Annotated in this window: 12 protein-coding genes; 5 read left to right on the top strand and 7 right to left on the bottom strand. The window is 72.5% G+C overall.

Annotated elements, in window-relative coordinates; all coding sequences use genetic code 11:
* Nucleotides 1-27: 27 nt before the first annotated feature.
* The 3 genes from BG482_RS45565 to BG482_RS35645 are packed head-to-tail and all read right to left on the bottom strand — an operon-like array spanning nt 28 to nt 12,574.
* Entirely contained in the window at nt 28-1,053 is a 1,026-nt protein-coding gene (locus BG482_RS45565; RefSeq protein ID WP_256096583.1) for an acyltransferase domain-containing protein, read from the bottom strand.
* Entirely contained in the window at nt 956-3,028 is a 2,073-nt protein-coding gene (locus BG482_RS35650; protein ID WP_069773365.1) for a type I polyketide synthase, read from the bottom strand. The genes BG482_RS45565 and BG482_RS35650 overlap by 98 nt, the downstream gene beginning before the upstream one ends.
* 33 nt (nt 3,029-3,061) lie before the next feature.
* Complete coding sequence (locus BG482_RS35645) at nt 3,062-12,574, bottom strand: type I polyketide synthase (RefSeq protein WP_069773364.1); 9,513 nt, start codon at nt 12,572-12,574, stop codon at nt 3,062-3,064.
* 350 nt (nt 12,575-12,924) lie between these two features.
* On the opposite strand from BG482_RS35645, the gene BG482_RS35640 reads away from it, so the two are divergent.
* The gene (locus BG482_RS35640) at nt 12,925-13,962 is read left to right on the top strand and encodes a 3-dehydroquinate synthase (protein ID WP_069773363.1); all 1,038 of its coding nucleotides are present in this window, start codon (nt 12,925-12,927) and stop codon (nt 13,960-13,962) included.
* Nucleotides 13,963-14,101: 139 nt separating this feature from the next.
* Here BG482_RS35640 and BG482_RS35635 read toward each other — a convergent pair whose 3' ends face one another.
* The 4 genes from BG482_RS35635 to BG482_RS35620 all read right to left on the bottom strand — a co-directional run bounded on the left by BG482_RS35635 (nt 14,102) and on the right by BG482_RS35620 (nt 19,087).
* The gene (locus BG482_RS35635; RefSeq protein ID WP_256096582.1) at nt 14,102-15,004 is read right to left on the bottom strand and encodes an ROK family protein; all 903 of its coding nucleotides are present in this window, start codon (nt 15,002-15,004) and stop codon (nt 14,102-14,104) included.
* A gap of 42 nt (nt 15,005-15,046) precedes the next feature.
* Nucleotides 15,047-17,581 (bottom strand): amino acid adenylation domain-containing protein, encoded by a 2,535-nt coding sequence (locus BG482_RS35630; protein WP_069773361.1) that lies wholly within the window; start codon nt 17,579-17,581, stop codon nt 15,047-15,049.
* A gap of 44 nt (nt 17,582-17,625) precedes the next feature.
* Entirely contained in the window at nt 17,626-18,552 is a 927-nt protein-coding gene (locus BG482_RS35625) for a GNAT family N-acetyltransferase (RefSeq protein WP_141746696.1), read from the bottom strand.
* Nucleotides 18,553-18,649: 97 nt separating this feature from the next.
* On the bottom strand, nt 18,650-19,087 hold the full coding sequence (locus tag BG482_RS35620; RefSeq protein WP_069773359.1) for a type II 3-dehydroquinate dehydratase: 438 nt from the start codon (nt 19,085-19,087) through the stop codon (nt 18,650-18,652).
* A 353-nt stretch (nt 19,088-19,440) separates the two neighbouring features.
* On the opposite strand from BG482_RS35620, the gene BG482_RS35615 reads away from it, so the two are divergent.
* From BG482_RS35615 to BG482_RS35600, 4 genes are all read left to right on the top strand, one after another.
* Nucleotides 19,441-20,604, top strand: a complete 1,164-nt coding sequence (locus BG482_RS35615; protein WP_069773358.1) for a DegT/DnrJ/EryC1/StrS family aminotransferase — start codon at nt 19,441-19,443, stop codon at nt 20,602-20,604.
* The gene (locus BG482_RS35610) at nt 20,601-21,740 is read left to right on the top strand and encodes a Gfo/Idh/MocA family protein (protein WP_069773357.1); all 1,140 of its coding nucleotides are present in this window, start codon (nt 20,601-20,603) and stop codon (nt 21,738-21,740) included. The genes BG482_RS35615 and BG482_RS35610 overlap by 4 nt, the downstream gene beginning before the upstream one ends.
* A gap of 95 nt (nt 21,741-21,835) precedes the next feature.
* Nucleotides 21,836-22,543 (top strand): HAD-IA family hydrolase, encoded by a 708-nt coding sequence (locus BG482_RS35605; RefSeq protein WP_079142559.1) that lies wholly within the window; start codon nt 21,836-21,838, stop codon nt 22,541-22,543.
* Nucleotides 22,544-22,835: 292 nt separating this feature from the next.
* Nucleotides 22,836-24,161: a 3-deoxy-7-phosphoheptulonate synthase gene (locus BG482_RS35600; RefSeq protein ID WP_079142557.1), complete on the top strand. Its 1,326-nt coding sequence runs from the start codon at nt 22,836-22,838 to the stop codon at nt 24,159-24,161.
* Nucleotides 24,162-24,307: the final 146 nt, after the last annotated feature.

Below are 24,307 nucleotides of genomic sequence, written 5' to 3'. Positions count from 1 at the left end.
GCCGACGTATCCCTTCCAACACCAGCGCTACTGGCTGACGTCGCCCTCGGCGCGTTGCGACGTCAGCCAGTAGCGCTGGTGTTGGAAGGGATACGTCGGCAGTTGCGTGCGCCGTGCCCCCCGCGCATCGAACGCAGCCTCCCAGTCGACATCCACACCCCCCGCGAACACCTCACCCACCGACCGCAAAAACCGCTCCAAGCCCCCCTCACCACGACGCAACGACCCCACCACCAGACCATCCACACCCACCGCACCCATCGTCTCCGCCACCACAAAACCCAGCACCGGATGCGGACTCATCTCCACGAACACCCGCCGACCCTCACCCAACAAAACCCGCGTCACCTCCTCAAAACGCACCCGCTCCCGCAAATTCCGATACCAATACCCCCCGTCCAACAACGCCGTATCCACCACCCCACCCGTCACCGTCGAATAAAACGGCACCCCCGACGACACACCCGACACACCCGCCAACACCCCCGCCAACTCACCCTCAACCCCCTCCACCTCCACCGAATGCGACGCATAATCCACCGCCACCCGACGAACCCGCACCCCCTCCCCACGCAACTCCTCCTCCAACACACCCAACGCATCCACCCCACCCGCCACCACCACCGACGACGGACCATTCACCGCAGCAACCGACAACCCCCCACCCAACCGCCCCTCCACCACACCCACCGGCAAAGCAACCGACAACATCCCACCCCCACCAGCCAACGACGACGCAATCACCGCACTACGCCCCGCCACCACCCGCGCACCATCCTCCAACGACAACCCACCCACCACACACGCCGCCGCAATCTCCCCCTGCGAATGCCCCACCACCGCAACCGGCTCCACACCCACCGACCGCCACAACCCCGCCAACGACACCATCACCGCCCACAACACCGGCTGCACCACATCAACCCGCCCCAACGCCTCCTCATCACCCAACACATCAACCAACGACCACCCCACAAACGGCGCCAACGCCTCCCCACACCGCCCCATCCACTCCGCGAACACCACCGACTCCGACAACAACCCCAACGCCATCCCCACCCACTGCGCCCCCTGACCCGGAAACACGAACACCACACCGGAAGAACCAGGAGCCCCGCCACAACCCCGCCAACGACACCATCACCGCCCACAACACCGGCTGCACCACATCAACCCGCCCCAACGCCTCCTCATCACCCAACACATCAACCAACGACCACCCCACAAACGGCGCCAACGCCTCCCCACACCGCCCCATCCACTCCGCGAACACCACCGACTCCGACAACAACCCCAACGCCATCCCCACCCACTGCGCCCCCTGACCCGGAAACACGAACACCACACCGGAAGAACCAGGAGCGAGCGGCGCGGTGTCGGGGGCGACGGCGAGGGCCGCCAGACGTTCCACGGCCTCCTCATGGGTGCCGGCGACCACGACACCGCGATGGGGAAAGCGGGTTCGGGTGGTCAGGAGTGACAGGGCGGTGTCGTGCAGCGGGATGCCGGGGTGGGCGCGGAGGTGGTCTGCGAGGGAGACGGCCTGGGCGCGCAGGGCTTCGGGGGTGGTGCCGGACAGGGCCAGCGGGACCACGCCGGCGGGGGTCGTACGTGCCGGGGCGGGGGTGTCGGCGGGTTCTTCGGGCCGGGCCTCTTCCAGGATGACGTGGGCGTTGGTGCCGCTGATGCCGAAGGACGACACACCGGCACGCCGCGGCTCGTCGCGCTCCGGCCACTCCCACGCCTCCGTCAGCAGCCGCACCGCACCCGCCGACCAGTCCACCTCAGGCGTCGGAGCGTCCACGTGCAACGTCTTCGGCAGCACACCGTGCCGCATCGCCTGCACCATCTTGATCACACCCGCCACGCCGGCGGCGGCCTGTGTGTGACCGATGTTGGACTTCAGCGAGCCCAGCCACAGGGGCGAGTCCTCGGGGCGGGAGCGGCCGTAGGTGGTGAGGAGCGCCTGCGCCTCGATCGGGTCGCCGAGGGAGGTACCGGTGCCGTGCGCCTCCACCACGTCGACGTCCGCCGCGGACAGCCGGGCGTTCTCCAGCGCCTGCCGGATGACGCGCTGCTGGGAGGGGCCGTTGGGCGCGGTCAGACCGTTGGACGCGCCGTCCTGGTTGACCGCGCTGCCCCGGACGACGGCCAGGACGTCGTGACCGTTGCGCCGGGCGTCCGACAGCCGCTCCAGCAGCAGGACGCCCACGCCCTCGGCCCACGCGGTGCCGTCCGCCGCGGCGGCGAACGCCTTGCAGCGGCCGTCCAGGGCCAGTCCGCGCTGGCGCGAGAACTCCACGAAGGCGCCCGGGGTCGACATCACGGCCACGCCGCCCGCCAGCGCGAGCGAGCACTCGCCGGAACGCAGCGCCTGAGCGGCGAGGTGGATCGCCACCAGCGACGACGAGCACGCGGTGTCCACCGTCACCGCGGGGCCCTCGAAGCCGAGGGTGTACGCCACCCGGCCGGAGACGACGCTGCCGGCGCCGCCGGTGAGGACGTACCCCTCGATCTCCTCGGAGCCGGTGCCCATGCGGGGGGCGTATTCCTGTCCGGCAGCGCCGGTGAAGACGCCGACGCTCTCGCCCTTGAGGGTGGAGGGGTCGATCCCGGCTCGTTCCAGGGTCTCCCAGGAGGTCTCCAGGAGGAGCCGCTGCTGGGGGTCCATCGCCAGCGCCTCGCGCGGCGAGATCCCGAAGAACCCGGCGTCGAAGCCGGCCACGTCGTCGAGGAAGCCGCCCTCCCGGACGTAGGACGTGCCGGACACCTCCGGGTCGGGGTTGTAGAGGGTGCCGAGGTCCCAGCCGCGGTCGGCCGGGAAGTCGCCGACGGCGTCGGCGCCCTCGGACACCAGCCGCCACAGCCCGTCGGGGGAGGTCACGCCTCCCGGCAGCCTGCAGCCCATGGCCACCACGGCGATGGGTTCGGTACGCCGGTTCTGTTCCTCGCGCAGCTTCTCCCGCGTCTGCTGCAGCTCGGCCGAGACCCGCTTGAGGTAGGTGAGAGCCTTCTCGTCGGTGGTCATGGAACCTGATCTCCTCTTCGCGTGCCTGGCGGGTCAGCCGAGCCCGAGCTCGTTGTCGATGAAGGCGTAGACGTCGTCGGCGGTGGCGGCTTCGAGGGGCCGGGTCCGTTCGCGTGTCTCTTCGGGGCCGCTCTTCAGGGCGGCTTCTTCGAGCCTCGATCCGAGGAACCGCAGCCGGGAGTGGACGCCGGAGTGCTCCAGCTCCTCCGCCAGCAGGGCGTCGAGCGCCGCTTCCAGGGCTTCGAGTCTGGCCGCGACCGGATCGGATTCCTGGTCGAGTGCCTTGAGCAGGTAGTCGGCGAGCGCGGTGGGCGCCGGGTAGTCGAACACGGCCGTCGTGGGCAGCCTGGTGCCTGCGGCCCTGCCGAGCCGGTTGCGCAGTTCCACCGCGGTCAGCGAGTCGAACCCGGCCTCCTTGAAGGCGCGGTCGGGTACGACCAGTGAGGCGTCGGAGTGGCCGAGGACGGTCGCGGCTTCCTTGAGGACCACGTCCAGGACGTGGGCGGCCTTCTCCTGCGCGGAGAGTCCCGCGAGCCGTTCGGCGAGGGTGCGTCCCTGGGCCGTGCCGGCGGCAGCGGCGCGGCGGGGCGCGCGCACGAGTGCGCGCAGCATCGGCGGAAGCCCGCCGGATGCGGCCCGCTCGCGCAGCACGCTCGGGTCGAGCCGGATCGGGACGAGGGCCGGTTCGCCGACGGTCAGGGCGGTGTCGAGGAGGGCCAGGCCCTCCTCGGCCGTGAGCCCGAGCACGCCGTCGCGTTCGGTGCGCCGGAGGTCGGCCTCGGCGAGGGCGCCGGTCATGCCGCTCGCGTGCGACCACAGGCCCCAGGCGAGCGACACCGCGGGCAGTCCTTCCGCGCGGCGGACGCGGGCGAGCGAGTCGAGGAAGGAGTTGGCTGCCGCGTAGTTGGCCTGCCCGGGGTTGCCGAGGACACCGGCGGCCGAGGAGAACAGCACCCAGGCGGCGAGGTCGAGGTCGCGGGTCAGCTCGTGCAGGTTGAGGGCGGCGTCGGCCTTGGGGCGCAGGACGGTGGCCATCTTCTGTGGGGTGAGCGCGGCCAGCACGCCGTCGTCGACGACGCCTGCGGTGTGCACGACGGCCGTCAGGGGCGCGGTCGCCGGGACGGAGTCCAGCAGCAGGGCCAGGGCGTCGCGGTCGGCGGCGTCGCAGGCCTCGACCCGTACGGTCGCCCCCAGGGCGGTGAGTTCGGCGGCGAGTTCCTGTGCGCCGGGCGCGTCGGGGCCGCGCCTGCTGGTGAGCAGCAGGTGGCGGGCGCCGTGTTCGGTGACGAGGTGGCGGGCGACGAGGGCGCCGAGGGAACCGGTGCCGCCGGTGACCAGGACGGTACCGTCGGGGTCGGGTCGGCGTGGCATGGTCAGGACGGCCTTGCCGGTGTGGCGGGCCCGGCTGAGGTGCCGGAAGGCGTCCGGGGCGTGTCGTACGTCCCATGCCGCCAGCGGGAGCGGGGTGAAGGCTCCGTCCTCGAAGAGGTCGACGAGTTCGTCCAGCAGCTCCCGGACCCGGTCGTCGTCGGCCTCCGCGAGGTCGTAGGCGCGGTACTCGACCCCGGGGTGGCGTTCGGCGACCTCGGCGGCGTCACGGATGTCGGTCTTGCCCATCTCCAGGAAGCGCCCGCCCCGCGGCAGCAGGCGCAGGGAGGCGTCGACGAACTCGCCGGCCAGTGCGTCGAGGACGACGTCGACGCCGCCGCCGTCGGTGGCGTCGAGGAAGTGGTGCTCGAAGTCGGTGGTGCGGGAGTTGGCGAGGTGCGCGTCGTCGAGTCCGCAGGCACGGAGGGTGTCCCACTTGCCGGGGCTGGCGGTGCCGTAGACCTCGGCGCCGAGGTGTCGGGCGACCTGGACGGCGGCCATGCCGACGCCGCCGGCCGCGGCGTGGACCAGGACGGTCTCACCGGGCCGGACGCCGGCCAGGTCGCGCAGGCCGTAGAGGGCGGTGAGGAACGCGATGGGCGCGGCGGCGGCCTGGGCGAAGGTCCATCCCCGGGGGACGCGGACGAGCCTGCGGTGGTCGGTCACGGCCTCCGGGCCGAACGCTGCGCCGGGGAACAGGCCCATGACCCGGTCACCGGGGGCCAGGCCCGTCACGCCGGGGCCGGTCTCCAGGACGATGCCCGCGCCCTCGCCGCCGATGGCGGCCCGTCCGGGGTACATGTCGAGAGCGATCATGACGTCGCGGAAGTTCATGCCTGCGGCGCGGACGGCCACGCGGACCTGTCCGGGGGCCGGCGGGCCGGATTCGGCGTTCGGCACGAGGGCCAGGTTGTCCAGGGTGCCGGGCCCGGTGGTGTCCAGGTGCCAGGTGCGGGCGCCGTCGGGGACCGTCAGGCCGACCGCGGCGGCGCGGACGAGGCGGGGCACGGTCACCTCGCCGTCGCGTATCGCGAACTGCGACTCCTCCAGGGCCGCGGCCGCCGCCGGGAGTCCGGCGAGCGCGTCGCGGGAGGCGTCGTGTCCGTCGAGGTCGGCCAGGAGGAAGCGGTCGGGGTGCTCGGCCTGGGCTGAGCGCACCAGGCCCCAGACCGCGGCTGCCGCCGGGTCGGTGACCTTCTCGCCGTCATGGACGTCGACGGCGCCCCTGGTGACCACCAGCAGCCGTGATGTGTCGTCGCCGGGCTCGGCCAGGAATGCCTGGAGGTCTCCCAGCACGCGGTCGGCGAGGGCGTGCACGTCCTCGGCCGAGGCGCCGTCGCCGATGGCGTCGAGGACGCGGATGCCGTGGGGGGCGTCCGTGCGTGTCGTCACCGGCAGCGAGGTCCACGTCGTGCGGAACAGGGATTCGTGTCCGGCTTCGGTGGCCGTGCGCAGGTGTTCGGCCGCCACGGGGCGCAGGACGAGGGAGTCGACGTCGAGGACCGGGGCTCCGGTGGTGTCGGTGACGCGCAGGGACACCCCGCTCTCGCCGGCGGGGGACAGCCGTACGCGCAGGGCTTTGGCGCCCGAGGCGTGCAGTCGTACGCCGTTCCAGGCGAAGGGCAGCAGACGGCTTCCGTCGCCCCGTTCGGCGATGCCGCCGAAGGCGCTGGGGTGCAGGGCGGCGTCGAAGAGGGCGGGGTGCAGGCCGAACAGGTCGGCTTCGTCGTGGTGGGCGTCATCGAGGGCGACGTCGGCGTAGACGTCCTCTCCCTGGGTCCACACCGCGCGCAGTCCCTGGAACGCGGGGCCGTACCCGTAGCCGGCCTCGGCGCGTCGCCGGTAGAAGTCCGTGACGGGCACGGCCGTGGCGTTCGGCGGAGGCCATGGGGCGGTGTCCGTGCCCGGAGCGTCGTGGGGGCCGGTCCGTGTCAGGGCGCCGCTCGCGTGGCGGGTCCACGCACCCTCGTCACCGTCGGGGCGGGAGTGGACGGCGACGGGGCGTTCGCCGGTCTCGTCGGGGGCGCCGACGTGCACGCGTATGCGCACCGCGCCGTCGGCGGGCAGCAGCAGGGGTGCGGCCAGGACGAGTTCGCGGACGGCGCCGTGCCCGACCTCGTCGCCGGCCCGGACGGCCATCTCGACGAGGGCCGTGCCGGCGAGCAGCACGGTGCCGTCGACGGCGTGGTCGGCGAGCCAGGGCCGGTCGGCCGAGGACAGGCGTCCGGTGAAGGTGACGGCGTCGGCCTCGGGCAGTTCCACCGCCGCGGTCAGCAGCGGGTGGCCGGCCGTGGTGATGCCCGCGGCTTCGAGGTCACCGGCGCCGGGGTCGGCGTCGAGCCAGTAGCGCCGGTGCTGGAAGGCGTACGTCGGTACGTCGGCGCCGCGGGCGCCGCTGCCGGCGAACAGGGCGGGCCAGTCGACGTGGGCGCCCCTGGTGTGCGCGCGGGCGACGGCCGCGACCAGCGTCGCGGGTTCCGGCCGTCCGTCGCGCAGTGCGGCGAGGCAGTCGACGGTCTCGGGGAGGCAGTCCTGCGCCATGGCGGTGAGCACTCCGCCGGGCCCGAGTTCGAGCACGGTGGTGACGCCCTGTTCGCTCAGGGTGCGCAGGCCGTCGGCGAAGCGGACCGTGCCGCGGACGTGGCGTACCCAGTACTCGGGGGCGCGCAGCTGTGCGGGGTCGGCGAGGGCGCCGGTCAGGTTGGAGACGACGGGCAGGGCGGGGGTGTGGAAGCTCAGTCCGGCGGCGACCTCGTGGAAGGCGTCGAGCATCGGCTCCATGCGCGGCGAGTGGAAGGCGTGCGAGACGCGCAGTCGTTTCGTCTTGCGGCCACGGGCCGCGAACAGACCGGCCACGGCTTCGACGGCGGGCGCGTCACCGGAGAGGACGACGGCTTCGGGGCCGTTGAGCGCCGCGACGGCGACTCCCTCGGTGAGCTCGGCGAGGGCCTCGTCCTCGGTGGCCTGCACGGCGATCATGGCGCCGCCCTCGGGCAGCCGCTGCATCATCGCGCCGCGAGCGGCGACCAGGGCCGCGGCGTCCTCCAGGGACCACACACCGGCCACGTGGGCGGCGGCGAGTTCGCCGATGGAGTGCCCGGCGACCAGGTCGGGGCGCACCCCCCAGGACTCGACCAGTCGGTAGAGGGCCACTCCCACGGCGAACAGGGCTGCCTGGGTGTAGGCGGTGCGGTCGAGCAGTTCCGCGTCGGGAGTGCCGGGTTCGGCGAGGACGACGTCCCGCAGCGGGCGGTCGAGCCGGCGGTCCAGGGTGGCGCAGACCTCGTCGAAGGCCCGGGCGTACACCGGGAACGACGCGTACAGTTCGCGGCCCGTACCGGGGCGTTGCGCGCCCTGGCCGGAGAAGACGACGGCGAGCTTGCCGTCGGTGGCGGTGCCGGTCGTGCCGTCGCCGGCCGCGAGGGCGGCCAGGGCGTCGCGGGCCTCCGCCGTGGATCGGGCGACCACGACCGCGCGGTGCTCGAAGGCGGAGCGGCCGCTGAGCGTGAGGGCGACGTCGGCCAGGGCGGGCGCCGGCTCCGCGTCGAGAAGAGCGGCGACGCGTGCGGCCTGCGCGCGCAGGGCCTGTGGGGACTTGGCGGACAGGACGAGCGGGACGAGCCCGTCGGGCAGCGCGCGTTCCACCGTGTCCGCCGTGTCGTCGGCGGCCGTGGTGGCGGGGTCCTGGGTGGCGGGGTCCTCGGTGGGCTGTTCGAGGACGACGTGGGCGTTGGTGCCGCTGATGCCGAAGGAGGACACGCCCGCGCGGCGCGGGCGCCCGGTCCGGGGCCAGGGCCTGGGCTCGGTGAGCAGTTCGACCGCGCCGCGGGTCCAGTCGACCTCGGGCGTCGGGGCGTCGACGTGCAGCGTGCGGGGCAGCACGCCGTGCCGCATCGCCTGCACCATCTTGATCACGCCCGCCGCGCCGGCGGCGGCCTGTGCATGGCCGATGTTGGACTTGAGGGAGCCGAGCCACAGCGGGTGGCCGTCGCCGGGCCGTTCCTGACCGTAGGTCGCGAGAAGGGCCTGCGCTTCGATGGGGTCGCCGAGGGACGTGCCGGTGCCGTGCGCCTCGACGGCGTCGACGTCGGCGGGGGTGAGATCCGCGTTGGCGAGAGCCTGGCGGATGACGCGCTGCTGGGAGGGGCCGTTGGGAGCGGTGAGGCCGTTGGACGCGCCGTCCTGGTTGACCGCGCTGCCCCGGACGACGGCGAGGACCTCGTGGCCGTTGCGGCGGGCGTCCGACAGCCGCTCCAGCAGCAGCAGAGCCACGCCTTCGGACCAGCCGGTGCCGTCCGCCGCGGCGGCGAAGGCTTTGCAGCGCCCGTCGGGAGCGAGTCCACGCTGCCGTGAGAACTCCACGAAGCTGCCCGGGGTCGCCATCACCGCGACACCGCCCGCCAGCGCCAGGGAGCACTCCCCCGCGCGCAGCGCCTGGGCGGCGAGATGCAGGGCGACCAGCGAGGACGAGCACGCGGTGTCCACCGTGACGGCGGGGCCCTCGAAGCCGAAGGTGTACGACACCCGGCCGGAGACGACGCTGCCCGCGCCGCCGACGCCGAGGTAGCCCTCGATCTCCTTCGCGGGCCGCACCGCCCGGGTGGTGTAGTCGTGGTACATGACCCCCGCGAAGACTCCGACGTCTGCGCCGCGCAGGGCCCCCACGTCCAGGCCTGCGCGCTCGAAGACCTCCCAGGAGGTCTCCAGGAGGAGCCGCTGCTGGGGGTCCATGGCCACCGCCTCGCGTGGCGAGATCCCGAAGAACTCGGCGTCGAAGCCGGCCACGTCGTCGAGGAACCCGCCCTCCGTGACGTACGACTTTCCGGCGGCGTCGGGGTCGGGGTCGAACAGCTCCTCCAGGTTCCAGCCCCGGTCGGACGGGAACGGGGAGAGGCCGTCGGCGCCGTCGGCGACCAGGCGCCACAGGTCCTCTGGGGACGTGACGCCGCCCGGCAGCCGGCAGCCCATCGAGACGATGGCGATCGGCTCGTCGGAGATCACGGCGGGGGCGGGCGGGGCCGGGAGGTCGGCGGGTCCGCCGTGGACCTCGTCCAGCAGCCGGTGCGCCAGGGCTTCGGGGGTGGGGTGGTCGAAGGCGCTGGTCGCGGGAAGCCGCAGTCCGGTGGCGGCGCCGAGCCGGTCGCGCAGCGCCACGACCATCACGGAGGTGAACCCCAGCTCCTTGAAGGCCCGGTCGGCCGGGACGTCCTCGACGCCGCTGCGTCCGAGGACCGCGGCGGCCTCGGTGCGCACCAGCCGCAGCAGGACGTTCTCCTGCTCCTGGACGGGCAGGCCCTCCAGTCGGCCGCGCAGCTCCGAGGTCTCGGCGCGCGCCTCGTGAACCGCGGTGTCGATCAGGCCGCGCAACGGTGCGGGGACCGGGCCGGTGAGCAGGGCGGCGTTGTCGAGGCGCATGGCGACGAACGCGGCCTCGCCGGCGGCGTGCGCGGCGTCGAACATCACCTGGGCCTGCTGTTCGGTGAGTGCGCCCGCCGCGAAGGGCACGGCGCACTGGGTCGCGCCGTCCTTCCAGGGCCCCCAGGCCAGGGACAACGCGGGCAGGCCGTGAGCGCGCCGGTGCTGGGCCAGCGCCTCCAGCGCGGCGCTCTCGGCGGCGATGTCACCGGCGCCGGGGGCGCCCAGGACTCCCAGGGGTGAGGAACACAGGACGAAGGCGGCCAGGTCGTGGCCGGCGGTCAGGTCGTGCAGGTGGTGCGCCGCGGCGGCCACGGCGCCGGTTCCGGTGATCTCCTCTGCGTGCACCACGGCCGTCAGCGGCGGCCGGCCGGCGTCCGCGAGCAGCTCGGCGAGCGCGGCACGGTCGCCCGTGTCGCACGCTACGGCGGTGGCGGCGGCGCCGGCCCCGGCGAGTTCGGCGCACAGCGTCTGCACGCTCTCGTCGCCGTGTCCGGGGGTGAACCCCAGCAGCAGGTGGCGGGCGCCGTGCGCGGTCACGAGGTGGCGGGCGAGCAGGGCTCCCTGGACGGTGGCGGCTCCGGTGACCAGGACGGTCCCGTCGGGGTCGAGCAGCGGAAGCGGCGGCTCCTCGCGCTCCATGGAGACCCGGGCGAAGCGCGGCAGCAGGACGACGCCGGAGCGGACGGCGAACTGCGGTTCACCGGCGTTGACGGCGGCGGCCAGGGAGCGCGCGCCGTCCTCGCCGAGACCGTCGCTGTCGAGGTCGGCGAGCACGAACCTGCCCGGGTACTCGGTCTGGAGCGCGCGGACCAGGCCCCACAGCGGGGTGTGCGCGGGGTCCTCCACGTCCTCGCCGTCGCCGACGGCCAGGGCACGCCGGGTGAGGACCACGAGCGTGAGGTCGTCGTTGCGGTCGTCGGCGGGCCAGTCCTGCAGGGACGCGACGAACTCCTCGATGCCCGCCCCGGCGTCGTGGGCGGTCCGGTCGGCGAGGAGGACGCCGCCGCCCCGGGCGGCCGTGCGGGCGGCGGCCAGGCCGGTGTGGACCTCGCACGGTACGCCGGCGTCCTGGAGGGCGGCGGCCAGGCCGAGCGGGTCGGGGCCGGCCAGCGCCCAGTCGCCCGGCTCACCCGGGGCCGCGCCCAGGGAGAGCGGGGAGCTGGGTATCCAGTCGACGCGGAACAGCGAGTCGTACAGGCCGCTGCTGGTGGCGCGCAACCGGGCGGGCGTCTCCAGCAGCCGGTGCCGCACGATCTTGCCCGAGGCGGTGCGCGGGATCGCCTCGATCTCGTACAGCTCCTCGGGCACCTTGAAGTAGGAGAGGCGGTCGCGGCACTCGGCGAACAGCCGTTCCGTGTCCGGTCCTTGAGAGCCGGGGACGATGAACGCGACCGGCACCTCGCCCAGCACGTCGTGCGGCTTGCCGACCACCGCGACGTCGGCGACGCCGGGGACGGTGCGCAGGACCTCCTCCACCTCTCCCGGGTGGATGTTCTCCCCGGCGCGGATGATGAGTTCCTTGCGGCGGCCGGTGATCGTGAAGTAGCCGGCCTCGTCACGGCGGGCCAGGTCGCCCGTGCGGTACCAGCCGTCCTGGAAGGCGGCCGCGGTGGCTTCGGGCTGGTTGTGGTAGCCGGCCATGACGCTCGGCCCGCGCACCCACACCTCGCCCTCCTGGTTGTCGGCGACGTCCTCGCCGGTCCGCGTGTCCACCAGACGTACGCCCAGACCCACCACCGGCAGGCCGCAGGAGCCTTCGGCGCGGGCGCCCGAGGGCCAGTTGACGGTGATGGAGCCGCAGGTCTCGGTGGAGCCGTAGGCGTCGATGAGGGGTACGCCGAAGACGCGCTCGAACGACCGGCGCAGCGATGCCGTGGTGACCGCGCCGCCCACCAGGGTCACGCGCAGCCACGGCGCGGTGAAGCCGCGGTCGCGGGCCGCGTCGAGCAGATAGTGCAGCAGGGTGGGAACGCCGGCCAGGAAGGTGGCGCGCTCCTCCTCCAGCGCGGTCAGCACGTCCTCCGCCGACAGACCGTCGACGATGCGGGCGCTGGCGCCCACGGCCACCACGGAGAGCACACAGGCGATGTGCGAGAGGCTGTGGAAGAGGGGCAGCGGCCAGACGACGCGGTCCTCGGGGCCGAGTCCGGGCACCGGCACATAGCAGGCGGCCACCGACCACAGGCAGTTGCGCTGGGTGGAGAGCACACCCTTGGGCCTGCCGGTGGTGCCCGAGGTGTAGAGCATCCACGCCAGATCGTCGAGGCCGAGGTCGTCACGGGCCGGCGTGGCGGGTTCCCGGCTCGCGAGCGATTCGTAGGGCAGGAAGCCGGAGCCGAACGGCACCGGCGCGTCGCCGACGAGGACGACCGTCAGGTGCGGACGGTCGGCGAGCAGGCGCCGCAGCTGTTCCACATGCGGGTGGTCGGTGATGACGATCCGGGCGCCGCTGTCGTCGAGGACGTGCGCGAGTTCCGCGTCGCTGCTCTGCGGGTTGACGGGGACGCCGATGGCGCTGGCCCGGGTGATGGCGTAGTAACTCTCGACGATCTCGACGCGGTTGCCCAGGCAGATGGCCGCACGGTCGCCCGGTTGCAGTCGCAACTCCGCCAGATGTCCGGCCAGTCGGCGGGTCCGCGACTCCAGGTCGGTGTAGCTGACGCTCCGTCGGGCGTCCCGGTAGGCGATCTTGGCGCCGAAATTCCGGGCCTGGTCCACCAGCAGCTCGGGAAGCGGCCGGATCAGCTCCGTGCGCAACATGTGTCGTCATCCCTCCGGGGCGAGAGCAGACGGGCAGTCCGCAAGGGCAGATGGTTCGCCCTACCCGGCACAGTCTTGTCATCCGCCGCTCCCCTGCACCCCCTCATCACCCCCCTACGCGTCCCTAACTTGGAGAGTGACCAGAAATAATCAACAGGGGTTTGGAGCGGCGGACCGACGGTATTAGGCTCCGTCGCCGTACTGACAGTCGTCGCACTATTGACCGTCGGCCCGAAATGCAGACCTGATGAGCGGCCATCGCATATCCGCCAGTGCCCTGGGAGCGGGATTTCATTTCCCGGCAGCCTTCGCTCGACGGCGGGACAGCAGGGAAAGGGACACACACGGACATGACGAATTCGGCACCCCATCACACCCGTATCCGGGTGGAACTCGGCGAGCGCGCCTATCCCGTCGACATCGGACCCGGGGTGCGGAACTCGCTGTCCGGGATCGTCGAGCGGCTGGGAGCGCGGCGCGCGGCGGTGGTCTCGGCCCGGCCGGACGCCTGGCTTCCCGACCCCGGCGTGCCCGCGCTGGTCCTGCGCGCCCGCGACGGCGAGCGGGACAAGACACTCGCCACGGTGGAATCGCTGTGCCGGGAGTTCGTGCGCTTCGGCCTGACCCGTGACGACGTCGTCGTCTCCGTCGGCGGCGGCACCACGACGGACGTCGTGGGTCTCGCCGCGGCCCTCTTCCACCGCGGGGTGCCCGTGGTGCATCTGCCGACCACGCTGCTGGCGCAGGTGGACGCGAGCGTCGGCGGGAAGACCGCCGTGAACACGCCCGAGGGCAAGAACCTCATCGGCGCCTACTGGCAGCCCAGCGCGGTGCTGTGCGACACCGACTACCTGAAGACCCTGCCCGGGCGGGAGATGCTCAACGGCTACGGCGAGATCGCCCGCTGCCACTTCATCGGCGCCGGCGACCTGCGGGGGCTGCCGCTGCCGGAGCAGATCGCGGCGAGTGTGGCGCGCAAGGCAGCCATCGTGTCCGCCGACGAGCGCGACACCGGTCTGCGTCATCTGCTCAACTACGGCCACACCCTGGGCCACGCGCTGGAGGTGGCCACGGACTTCCGGCTGCGGCACGGCGAGGCGGTGGCCATCGGCACCGTGTTCGCGGGTCGGCTCGCCCGGGCACTGGACCGCATCGACGAGCAGCGGGCGGCGGAGCACCTGGAAGTGGTGCGTCACTACGGCCTGCCCCACGAGCTGCCCGCGGACGTCGCTCCGGCCCGGCTGATCGAGCTCGTACGGCTGGACAAGAAGGCGATGTCGGGGCTGACCTTCGTGCTGGACGGCAAGGACGGCGCCGAGCTGGTGCCCGACCTGCCGCAGGACGTCGTCGCGCGGGTGCTGGCGGAGATGCCGCGCGCGGCGGCCTGAGAAGGGTGTGCGTACGACGGACGGTCCGCGCCGGTCCGGACGAGGGGTTCGTCCGGACCGGCGCGGACCGTGTCGTTCCCGGCGGCGGCCGGGCCGTCGCCGGCCGTGAGGGGGCGCCGGCCCGGTGATCCGCCCGGTCTCAGTTCTGCGGTGGACGGCTCTGCGGTGGACGGCCCCTGGCCAGCAGGACCGCCCCGTGCAGTGAGGAGAGTCCGCCGAGGCGGGCGGACTCCACGGGGGGCGGCGGGAAACCGGGGCGGCCCAGCCGCGCCGTCTCCGCCGCGACCGTTTCGGTGAAGCCGGCCAGGGCGTCGGCGAATCCGCCACCGACCACGACGAGCGCGGGGCGAAGGAGTTCGCCCACCCCGACAGCGGCCGCGGCGAGTGCCGCACAGCCCTCGCGTACGGCGTCGGCCGCCCAGGGCGTGCCGTCGGCGAAGGCCTGGGCCAGCTCGGGGAAGGTCACCTCGGCGCCGCGGGCGCGGGCGGCACGGCGCAGTACGGCGGGGCCCGAGGCCACGGACTGCACACAGCCGCGGCGCCCGCAGTCGCACAGGTCCCCGGACCGGTCCACGATCAGGTGGCCGATCTCGCAGGAGCCCCGCGACGGGCCGGGCAGCAGCCTGCCGCCGAGGACGATCCCGCCGCCGACGCCGGTGCCGACGCCGAGATACAGCAGGTCGGGACGGTCCGCCGCATGGGCCTCGGCGAGCGCGGCGAGGTCGCCGTCGTCGGCGCAGAGCACCTCCGCGGTACCGAAGACCTCGCGCAGTGCACCACGCAGGTCGAGGCCGGTCCAGTCCGGGCGGTTGGGCCAGGCGGTGACGACGCCCGCCGCGTCCAGGGTGGCGGGCATCGCCACGCCGACGCCCGCCAACTCGTCCGGGGCGCCGGCGCACAGTTCCCGGACCTGCCGGGCGAGCAGTTCCAGGTCCGCCGCGGGGCGGACGGGCCCGTCGGGCGGCCGGGGCCACCGGAAGCCGGCCTCGCGCACGGTGCCGTCCGTGTGCTCCGCGCGCAGGGCGACCTTCGTGCCGCCCACGTCGATGCCCAGGTGGTAGGGGATGGCTGCCTCCCGGCCGGGTCAGTCCCTGAGGTGGTCGGTGACGATCTGTGCGACCTGACGGAGCACGCGCGGGCTGCTGAGCATCTCCTCGTGGCCGCAGCTCAGTTCGTGTCGCACGATCTCGCCCGCGACGTACGGCGCCCAGGCCTCGCTGGAGGCCGCTTCGGCCACCGGGCTGGGATCGGCCGCGAACAGGTGCATGGCGCCGCTGTACTTCTCGGGCGTGTGGGCCTTCCAGGCGCCGAGGTCGGTCAGCATGGTCTCGACGAAGGTCTCGGCCGCGCTCTTCCTGCCGCGCCAGGCGTAGTTCGTCGCCATGTCGGCGAACTCGGCGACGTCGTCGTACCGGAGGGGGCGCTCGTACTCGGCGAGGTCCTTGCCGTTGATCAGCAGGATCAGTTCGATCAGGCCCTGCTCGTCACGGTCCTCCTTGTCGGTGATGTGCGGGTTGGTGTTGAACACGCCGAGGAACTCGATCTCCTCACCGCGCTTCTGGAACTCGGTGGCGACGGCATGGGCGAGGATGCCGCCGAAGGACCAGCCGAGAATGCGGTACGGGCCCGTGGGCTGCACGCCGCTGATGCGGTCCGCGTAGTCCGCCGCCATGGCCGCGACACTGTCGACCGGCGTGTCGAACTCCTGGAAGGTGTGCGACTGGAGGCCGTAGAGGGGGTACTCCAGGCTGAAGTGCTGGGCGAGCACTCCGTAGCACCAGGCGGTGCCGCCGAGGTGACGCATGCAGAACAGCGGCCGCGCCGAGCCCCTGGTCATCAGCGGCAGCAGCACGTCGAAGGAGTCCTGCGGCTCCTCCCCCGTCAGCCGCCGGGACAGCTCGGCCGGCGTCGGGGACTCCACCAGCATGCGGATCGACAGCTCCAGGTGCATCTCGGAGCGCACCCGGGCCAGCAGCCGTGCCGCGAGGACCGAGGAGCCGCCGAGGTCGAAGAAGCTGTCGCGTGGTCCGACCTGCTCCACACCGAGCACCTCGGCGAAGAGCCGGCCGAGGAGCAGTTCCGACTGCGTGAGGTGCGTCTCCACCATCGCCGTCCGCGCGACCACCGGGGCCGGCAGTGCCTTGCGGTCGAGCTTGCCGTTGGGGGTGAGGGGGAACTCCTCCAGGGCCACCACGGCGGACGGCACCATGTACAGGGGCAGTGCGTCCGCCACGAAGTCGCGCAGTTCCCTGACGTCGGGCTCACGGCCGGGGGCGGCTGTCACGTACGCCACGAGGCGACGGTCGCCGGGCCGGTCCTCGCGCACCGTCGCGGCCGCCTGGTCGACGTCCTCGGACCGCTCCAGGACGGCCTCGATCTCGCCGAGTTCCATCCGGAAGCCGTGCAGCTTGACCTGGTGGTCGGCACGGCCGACGTACTCGAGGTCGCCGTCCGGGCGCAGCCGCACCACGTCGCCCGTGCGGTACATGAGGGCACTGCCGTCACCGAAACGGTCGGGCAGGAACCGCTCGGCGGTCAGCTCCGGCCGGTTGAGGTAGCCGCGGGCCACTCCCGCTCCGGCGATGAACAGCTCGCCCTCGGTACCGGCTTCGACGGGCGCCAGTTCCTCGTCGAGGACGTACAGACGGGTGTTGCGCAGGGGCTTGCCGATGACGGCGGCGTCCTCGGGTCCGGTGACCGGGTGGACCGTGGACCACACGGTGGTCTCGGTGGGCCCGTACCACTGGACGACCTCGGCGCCGAGGTCGAGCAGCGCCGCCGCGAGCTTCTCCGACAGGGCCTCGCCGCCGATGAGGATGCGCAGGCCGCGCAGCGCCTCGGGGCAGACGGTGGCCAGCATGTGCCAGTGCGTGGGAGTGGCCTGGGCGGTGCCGATCTTCCCGCGGACGATCAGGTCGCCCAGCGCCTGCGGGTCCTGCCCGGTGGCTCGTGGCGCGATGACCGCGCGGGCACCGGTGTAGTACGGAAGGAACAGCTCGGGCACCGACATGTCGAAGGTGGCGGTGGTGACCGACAGCATGCGCTCACCGGGTTGCATGGCCAGCCGCTCCCGCATCGCCTCCAGCAGGTTGTGCAGGGCGCGCACGGGGATCTCGACGCCCTTGGGGGTGCCGGTGGAACCCGAGGTGTAGATGACGTACGCGAGGTCCTCGGGCCGCGGCGGGGCGGCCCGCTCGGCGTCCGTCAGATGGCCGGCGGGCAGTTCGGCGAGCGTCGCGGCCGTCGCGGGGTCGTCCAGCACGATGCGGGGAACACCCAGGGCGGTGCGGTCGGCGGGGATGCGGGTCGACGTCAGCAGGGCGACCGGAGCGGCGTCGCGGACCTGGAAGTCCACGCGCTCGGCGGGGTGTTCCGGGTCGAGCGCCAGGTAGGCCCCGCCCGCCTTCAGCACGGCCAGCAGTGCCACCAGCAGGTCCGTGGAACGTGGCAGCATCACCGCGACGACGCGGTCGGGCCCCACCCCCTGGGCGACCAGGTGGCGGGCGAGCCGGTTGGCCTGCTCGTGCGCCTCCCGGTAAGTGAGCTCCACGCCCTCGCATTCGAGGGCCGTGAGGTCCAGAACGGAGGCGGCCCGCTCCTCCAGCGCCTTCACCAGCATGTTCCCCTCCACAGGGCTCGTACGGATTCTCGGCACGGCGGCGGTCAGACGGCCGGGGTGCGCATCCAGCGGTTCCAGTACGGCCGCCATCCGTGGCGGTGCCAGAACGGCGTGGAGATCGGGTTGAACATCGCGTGGTAGCCGACCGCCGCGCCGATGCCCATGGCGTCCAGCTCGGTGTGGACGTGGTTGGCGAGGGAGGTGCCGATGCCCAGGCCGCGGTAGCCCTCCTTGACGGCCTGGCAGACCAGGTGCGCGACGGGGGTGGCGGTGATCTTCGTCGCGAGCCACGCCTGCTGCGGCTCGGAGGGGTCCTCGCCCCGGTGCATGCCCACGATCCCGCCCTCGTACTCGGCGACCCAGATCAGCGGTTCGTCGCGCTTGAACGACGCGGTGATCTCCTCGCGCAGCAGCGCCTCGGTCGTGGCGCGCTCGACGGCGCCGCTGACGGCGGCGTCGAACCGGGTCTCCACCATCTGCAGCGCGAACACCTCCTCGCTGTCCTCCGGGGTGGCCCGTCGCACGTGGACCCGGCGCGACTCGGGCACCAGGTCGGTGCCGTTGACCCGGCCGATCATCACGAACTCGGGGACGAATCCGAAGGCCCGCAGGACGCGGGTCATGGCCACGTCGCGGCTGGGCCACTCGACGGCGGCCATGGAGTCCGTCCCGGGGCGTTCCGGGTGGCTCCGCATGTACTGCTGCCAGTGCGTGAGCAGGGCGGCCATCTCGTCGGGCCCGGAGACCCGGGGGGTCAGCTCCCAGCGGTCGAGCGGGCCGAGCACCGCCTCCAGCGCGTCGGCGTCGACACGGGTGTGCGTCAGCAGGCCCTGCGCCCCGTCCACCTCCAGCAGTTCTTCGCCTTCGCCGGGCTCCGGCAGCGCGTCGGCCGCCGGGATCATCCGGTCGACGGGGCGCAGCCGGTCGCGGTGGGCGGCCAGCACTGATTCGGCCGTCTGTACCTGGGGCATGGTGTTCTGTCCTCGGCTTTCGGTCGTGTCCGTGGCGACGTCGCGCGGGCGCGGCTCCACGGGAAGCAGGGGTTCTCTCGTGGCCGGTGGCGCCGGGTCAGCGGTCGGTGACCTTCTCCAGCAGGGCGCGGGCGGCGAGCCGATAGCCCGTGGCGCCCAGTCCGAAGATCACGCCGCTGGCGAGCGGTCCGGTCACCGACTCGTGGCGGAACTGCTCGCGGGCCCAGACGTTGGAGAGGTGGACCTCGATCCACGGGCGCGGATAGTTGGCCAGCGCGTCCCTCAGTCCCCAGCCGGCCATCATCAGGGCGGCGGGATTGACGATCGCGCCGACCGAGTCGTAGTTGCCCTGGATGGTGCGGATCATCTCCGCCTCACCGTCGTGCTGGAACGCTTCCACTTTCCAGCCACGGTCCGCCACTTCTTCGGCGACCCATCCTTCGATATCGGCGAGCGTGTCCGTTCCGTAGATCTCGGGCTGACGGCTCCCGAGTATGCCTAGATTCGGCCCGTTCACCAACAGAAGCCTGCTCAATGCGCACCCTTTGTCTGTGCGGAACCACCGGGAAGTGCTTTTTGTAGCACGGCCGTTGACGGGTAAACACGGCTCCTCGGTATGCGCCCAATCACAAGGGGGAACATAGGGGGGTCACCAGGGGAATGACGCCTCGCCAACACTGGGTTAGCGTGCTAATCGCGACGACCGACCCCGTCCGGCGGCTACTGCGATCTGCCCCGCCGGTCGCCCGGACCGCGCCGAGGTCGTCATTCCGGCGCCGGCGTCCGTGTGAACGCCCGCCCCACTAGGGGTGGTTCCGTGTCGTGACCTCCGTGGCGTCCGCTGCGGCAGTATTCGCATGCGCGAAGACCGAAGGAGCAAGGAACAGCATGAGCAGTGGTGTGCGACTGGGCTCAGACCTTCCGGCGTGGCCGCAGTACGACGATGTGGAGCGGACCGGCCTCATACGTGCGCTGGAGCAGGGTCAGTGGTGGCGCATGGGCGGTGGCGAGGTCGACGCCTTCGAGCGGGAGTTCGCCGAGTACCACGGGAGCGAGCACGCACTGGCCGTCACGAACGGCACGCACGCCCTCGAACTGGCTCTGGAGGTCATGGGTGTCGGCCCCGGCACCGAGGTGATCGTGCCGGCCTTCACCTTCATCTCCTCGTCCCAGGCCGCTCAGCGCCTGGGAGCGGTCGTGGTGCCGGTGGACGTGGACCCGGAGACGTACTGCATCGATCCGGCCGAGGCCGCCAAGGCCATCACTGCCAGGACCCGCGCCATCATGCCCGTGCACATGGCCGGCCAGTTCGCCGACATGGACTCCCTCGACAAGGTCGCCGCCGAATCCGGGGTGCCGCTGATCCAGGACGCGGCACACGCCCAGGGCGCGACCTGGAACGGCCGACGCGTCGGTGAGCTGGGCTCGGTCGCCGCGTTCTCCTTCCAGAACGGCAAGCTGATGACGGCGGGCGAGGGCGGTGCGGTGCTGTTCCCGACCGCCGAGATGGCGGAACACGCCTTCGTCCGGCACAGCTGTGGGCGCCCCCGCGGTGACCGCGGCTATTTCCACCGCACCTCGGGCTCCAACTTCCGGCTCAACGAGTTCTCCGCCGCCGTGCTGCGCGCCCAGCTCGCTCGCCTGGACGGGCAGATCCGCACACGTGAGGAACGATGGCCGCTGCTGTCCTCGCTGCTCGCCGAGATCCCCGGGGTGCTGCCGCAGCGGCTGGACCCCAGGGCCGACCGCAACCCGCACTACATGGCCATGTTCCGGGTCCCCGGCATCACCGAGGAGCGGCGCGCGCAGGTGGTCGACACGCTCATCGAGCGAGGCGTCCCCGCGTTCGTGGCGTTCCGCTCGGTCTACCGCACGGACGCCTTCTGGGAGAGGGGCGCGCCGGACCTGTCGGTGGACGAACTGGCCCGGCGCTGCCCCAACTCCGAGGCGCTGACGTCCGACTGTCTGTGGCTGCACCACCGGACGCTGCTCGGCACCGAGGCGCAGATGCACGAGGTCGCCGCGGTCATAGCCGACGTCCTCGGCTCATGACCGCGGCGAACGGCGGCGGCCGGCCGATCCGTACCGCCGTGGTGGGGCTCGGCTGGGCTGCTCGCTCCATCTGGCTGCCGCGGCTGCGTCGCCATCCCGGCTTCGCCGTGAACGCGGCGATCGACCCCGACCCCGCCTCGCGCGCGGCCGTCGCCGCGGAGTTCCCGGACACCCCGGTCCTGGCGGCGGTGCACGACGCGGACCTGGCACAGGTGGACCTGGCCGTCGTGGCCGTCCCCAACCATCTGCACTGCGAGATCGCCGGCGGACTGCTCCACAAGGGCGTCCCGGTCTTCCTCGAGAAGCCGGTGTGCCTGACGTCGGCGGAGGCGGAGCAGCTGGCCGAAGCCGAACGCGTCGGCGGCGCACGACTCCTGGCGGGCAGTGCCGCCCGCCACCGCGCCGACGTCCGGTCCCTGCTCGCGAGCGCCGGCGACCTGGGCACGATCCGTCACATCGAGCTGTCCTGGGTGCGTGCCCGGGGCGTGCCGGACGCGGGCGGCTGGTTCACCCGGCGCCGCCTGTCGGGCGGCGGGGCCCTGGTGGACCTCGGCTGGCATCTGTTCGACATCGCCGCTCCGGTGCTGGGCTCCGCGAACTTCACGCAGGTCACCGGGACGGTCTCGGGTGACTTCATCGCGCGGGACTCCGCACGGGTCTCCTGGCGCGCCGACAAGGCCGAGACGGCCGAGGACGGCCAGGACAGCGCGCGGGCCGGCGTCGGCGTCATCGACGTCGAGGACACCGCCCGCGCCTTCCTCGTCACCGACGACGGTGTCTCGCTGTCGCTGCACGCGAGTTGGGCCTCGCACGAGGAGCGCGACATCACCCGCGTCCGCATCGAGGGCAGTGCGGGCAGCGCGACCCTGCGGTGCACGTTCGGCTTCAGCCCCAACCGGCTGGAGCACCCGGAACTGACCCGCACCGACGACGGCCGGACCCGTGCGATCCCGGTGCCGGAGGAGCCCGTCGGCACGGAGTACGACCGGCAGCTCGACGAACTGCTCGCCCAGCTGCGGGACCCGGCCGGTCCACGCCGGGCCGTCGAGGAGGCGCGCCGCACCATCGGCGCCATCGAGCGGATCTACTCCTCGGCCCGCGCCGCGCAGGAGAAGACCCGGTCGCACCGGGCGTGACCGGCACGATCACCGGTTCGGCCGGAACCCGTACCGCGGCGGCAGCGGGCCCACACCCGAAGCCGCCGCCCCACGAAGGAGAGCACCACAGCGCCATGGACAGGCTTGGAACCAGCCAAGGCCCCGCCTCCCCCGACACCTGGGACGACGAGGCACAGCCGATCGCCGCGGTCGTCTTCGATCTCGACGGGGTGCTCGTCAACAGCTTCGCCGTGATGCGCCAGGCGTTCACCACCGCCTACGCCGAGGCGGTGGGGGACGGCGAGCCCCCCTTCGAGGAGTACGAGCGCCATCTGGGCCGCTACTTCCCCGACATCATGCGGATCATGGGGCTGCCGCTGGAGATGGAGGCCCCGTTCGTCCGCGAGAGCTACCGGCTCGCGCACCTCGTCCCGGTCTTCGACGGCGTACCGGAGATGCTCAGGGAACTGCGGGACCGCGACATCGGACTCGCCGTCGCGACCGGCAAGAGCGGACCGCGGGCCCGTTCCCTCCTCGAACAGCTCGGACTGCTGGACCTGTTCACCGTCGTGATCGGCTCCGACGAGGTGGCACGCCCCAAGCCGGCCCCCGACATCGTGCTCAAGGCACTCGGCGTGCTCGGCTCCGACCCCCAGCGGACGATCATGGTCGGCGACGCGGTCACCGACCTCACCAGCGCGCGGGGGGCCGGTGTCGCCGCCGTAGCCGCCCTGTGGGGCGAGACCGACGAGGAGACCCTCCTCGCGGAAAGCCCCGATGTCGTGCTGCGCTCCCCCTCGGAACTGCTCGAGGTGTGCGTCGGCAGATCCCGCACGCCCTGATCCCGGGCGACAAGCTCCGCCTCGTCGGGGGCCGATGGACGGAAAGCTCGGACAGGGGAATTCACGGGTGCGACATCCCGGTCGGACTGTTCTGACGCGGTGTTCACGAACACCGGGGATCACCGGTCCGAGAATCCGATGGAGGAAGATCCGGTGGCATTGACCGGGTTGGAGGATCCTCAGCCCGTTCCGCCCTTCCACGGTGCCCGCCGGAGGCTGTCGATGGGTCTTCGAGAATCGCCCTCCACTGATCGCAGTCATATCTCGACCGATATTCAACCGGAGACCCGACGTGGGAAAAGCCGTGACCGACATACGTAAACCGGCCCAGCAACAACCCGAGTGGGACGATCCGTCACAGGTCCGGCGCATCCGGGAAGTGCTGGCCGCACGTCCGCCGCTGGTCAGGGCGGAGGACGTGCGCGGGCTGCGGACGCTGCTGGCCCAGGTTGCCCGGGGCGAAGCCCTGGTGCTGCAGGCCGGGGACTGCGCCGAGAACCCGGCCGAGTGCGACGCCGAGTACGTGTCGCGCAAGTCCGCGGTCCTCGACCTGCTGGCCGCGACACTGCAGACGGCCACCCACAAGCCGGTCGTGCGGGTCGGGCGTATCGCGGGCCAGTTCGCCAAGCCACGGTCCCGGCCGCTCGAACGGATCGGGGACCTGGAACTGCCCGTCTACCGGGGCCACATGGTCAACGGCCCGGAGTGCGATCCGGAAAGCCGGCGGCACGATCCGCTGCGCCTGCTGACCTCGTACATGACGGCCAGCGATGTCATGGAGCACCTGGGCTGGCGCGGCCGCGCCGCCCTGGGGCACCAGCCCCTGATCGAGCCCCGGATGTGGACGAGCCACGAGGCGCTGGTTCTGGACTACGAAGTGCCCCTGATCCGCGAGACCGAGGACGGACGCCGCTGGCTCGGCTCCACCCACTGGCCGTGGATCGGTGAACGGACCCGTCAACTGGACGGCGCTCACCTGGACCTCGTCGCCGGCATCGTCAACCCGGTCGCCGTCAAGGTCGGTCCGACCACCACCGTGGAGGAGATCACCGCCCTGTGCGAACGGCTCGATCCGACGCGGGAGCCGGGCCGGCTCACCCTCATCGCACGCATGGGCGCCGAGACGGTCGGCGACCGGCTGCCCGCGCTCGTGGAGGCGGTCCGGGTGGCCGGCCATCCGGTGATCTGGCTCAGCGACCCCATGCACGGGAACACCGTCGTCGGCCCCGACGGGCACAAGACCCGCCTGCTGGAGACCATGGCACGGGAGGTCAGGGGATTCCTGAGGGCCGTGACCGACGCCGGCGGCACGGCAGGCGGACTGCACCTGGAGACCACCCCCGACGACGTCCTCGAATGCGCCGCGGACGTCTCCGTGTACGAGGGGAAGGCCGTCCGGCGTACCAGCCTGTGCGACCCGCGGCTCAATCCGGAGCAGGCCGTTTCGCTGGTGTCCGTCTGGCCCGACGTGGACGTCCGGCCCGCCGGGCCCGGACAGGGGTCGCGGGTGGTCCGGGAAGCGCGGGCGGTCCAGGGCGGCCGGTCACTGTCCTCTGCCCCGGATCATCCGGAGTTCGAGGCCCGGAACCACTCCGCGTTGCGGCTCGACCAGACGTAGGGCGGGTTCCCGGAAAGTCCTGCCGAGTGAGCCAGAACATCTTCTCCATTTCGAACTTCTGACCCTACGACGTCGGCGTCCGATTTTTCTGTGTGCGTGTGCCCGATGCCCAGGCGTCGGTGTGCCGTGAGGATTCGGACCGTTTT

This window comes from Streptomyces sp. LUP30, assembly GCF_001746365.1.
Classification (GTDB): Bacteria; Actinomycetota; Actinomycetes; order Streptomycetales; family Streptomycetaceae; genus Streptomyces.
The sequence above is the reverse complement of the archived record's forward strand: the minus strand, read 5'-3'. Positions and strand labels throughout refer to the sequence as shown.

Excerpts from the sequence above, each read along its gene's own strand:
- BG482_RS45565 (WP_256096583.1), bottom strand. The coding sequence starts at position 1,053 with ATGGCGTTGGGGTTGTTGTCGGAGTCGGTGGTGTTCGCGGAGTGGATG.
- BG482_RS35650 (WP_069773365.1), bottom strand. The coding sequence starts at position 3,028 with ATGACCACCGACGAGAAGGCTCTCACCTACCTCAAGCGGGTCTCGGCC.
- BG482_RS35645 (WP_069773364.1), bottom strand. The coding sequence starts at position 12,574 with ATGTTGCGCACGGAGCTGATCCGGCCGCTTCCCGAGCTGCTGGTGGAC.
- BG482_RS35640 (WP_069773363.1), top strand. The coding sequence starts at position 12,925 with ATGACGAATTCGGCACCCCATCACACCCGTATCCGGGTGGAACTCGGC.
- BG482_RS35630 (WP_069773361.1), bottom strand. The coding sequence starts at position 17,581 with ATGCTGGTGAAGGCGCTGGAGGAGCGGGCCGCCTCCGTTCTGGACCTC.
- BG482_RS35625 (WP_141746696.1), bottom strand. The coding sequence starts at position 18,552 with ATGCCCCAGGTACAGACGGCCGAATCAGTGCTGGCCGCCCACCGCGAC.
- BG482_RS35615 (WP_069773358.1), top strand. The coding sequence starts at position 19,441 with ATGAGCAGTGGTGTGCGACTGGGCTCAGACCTTCCGGCGTGGCCGCAG.
- BG482_RS35610 (WP_069773357.1), top strand. The coding sequence starts at position 20,601 with ATGACCGCGGCGAACGGCGGCGGCCGGCCGATCCGTACCGCCGTGGTG.
- BG482_RS35605 (WP_079142559.1), top strand. The coding sequence starts at position 21,836 with ATGGACAGGCTTGGAACCAGCCAAGGCCCCGCCTCCCCCGACACCTGG.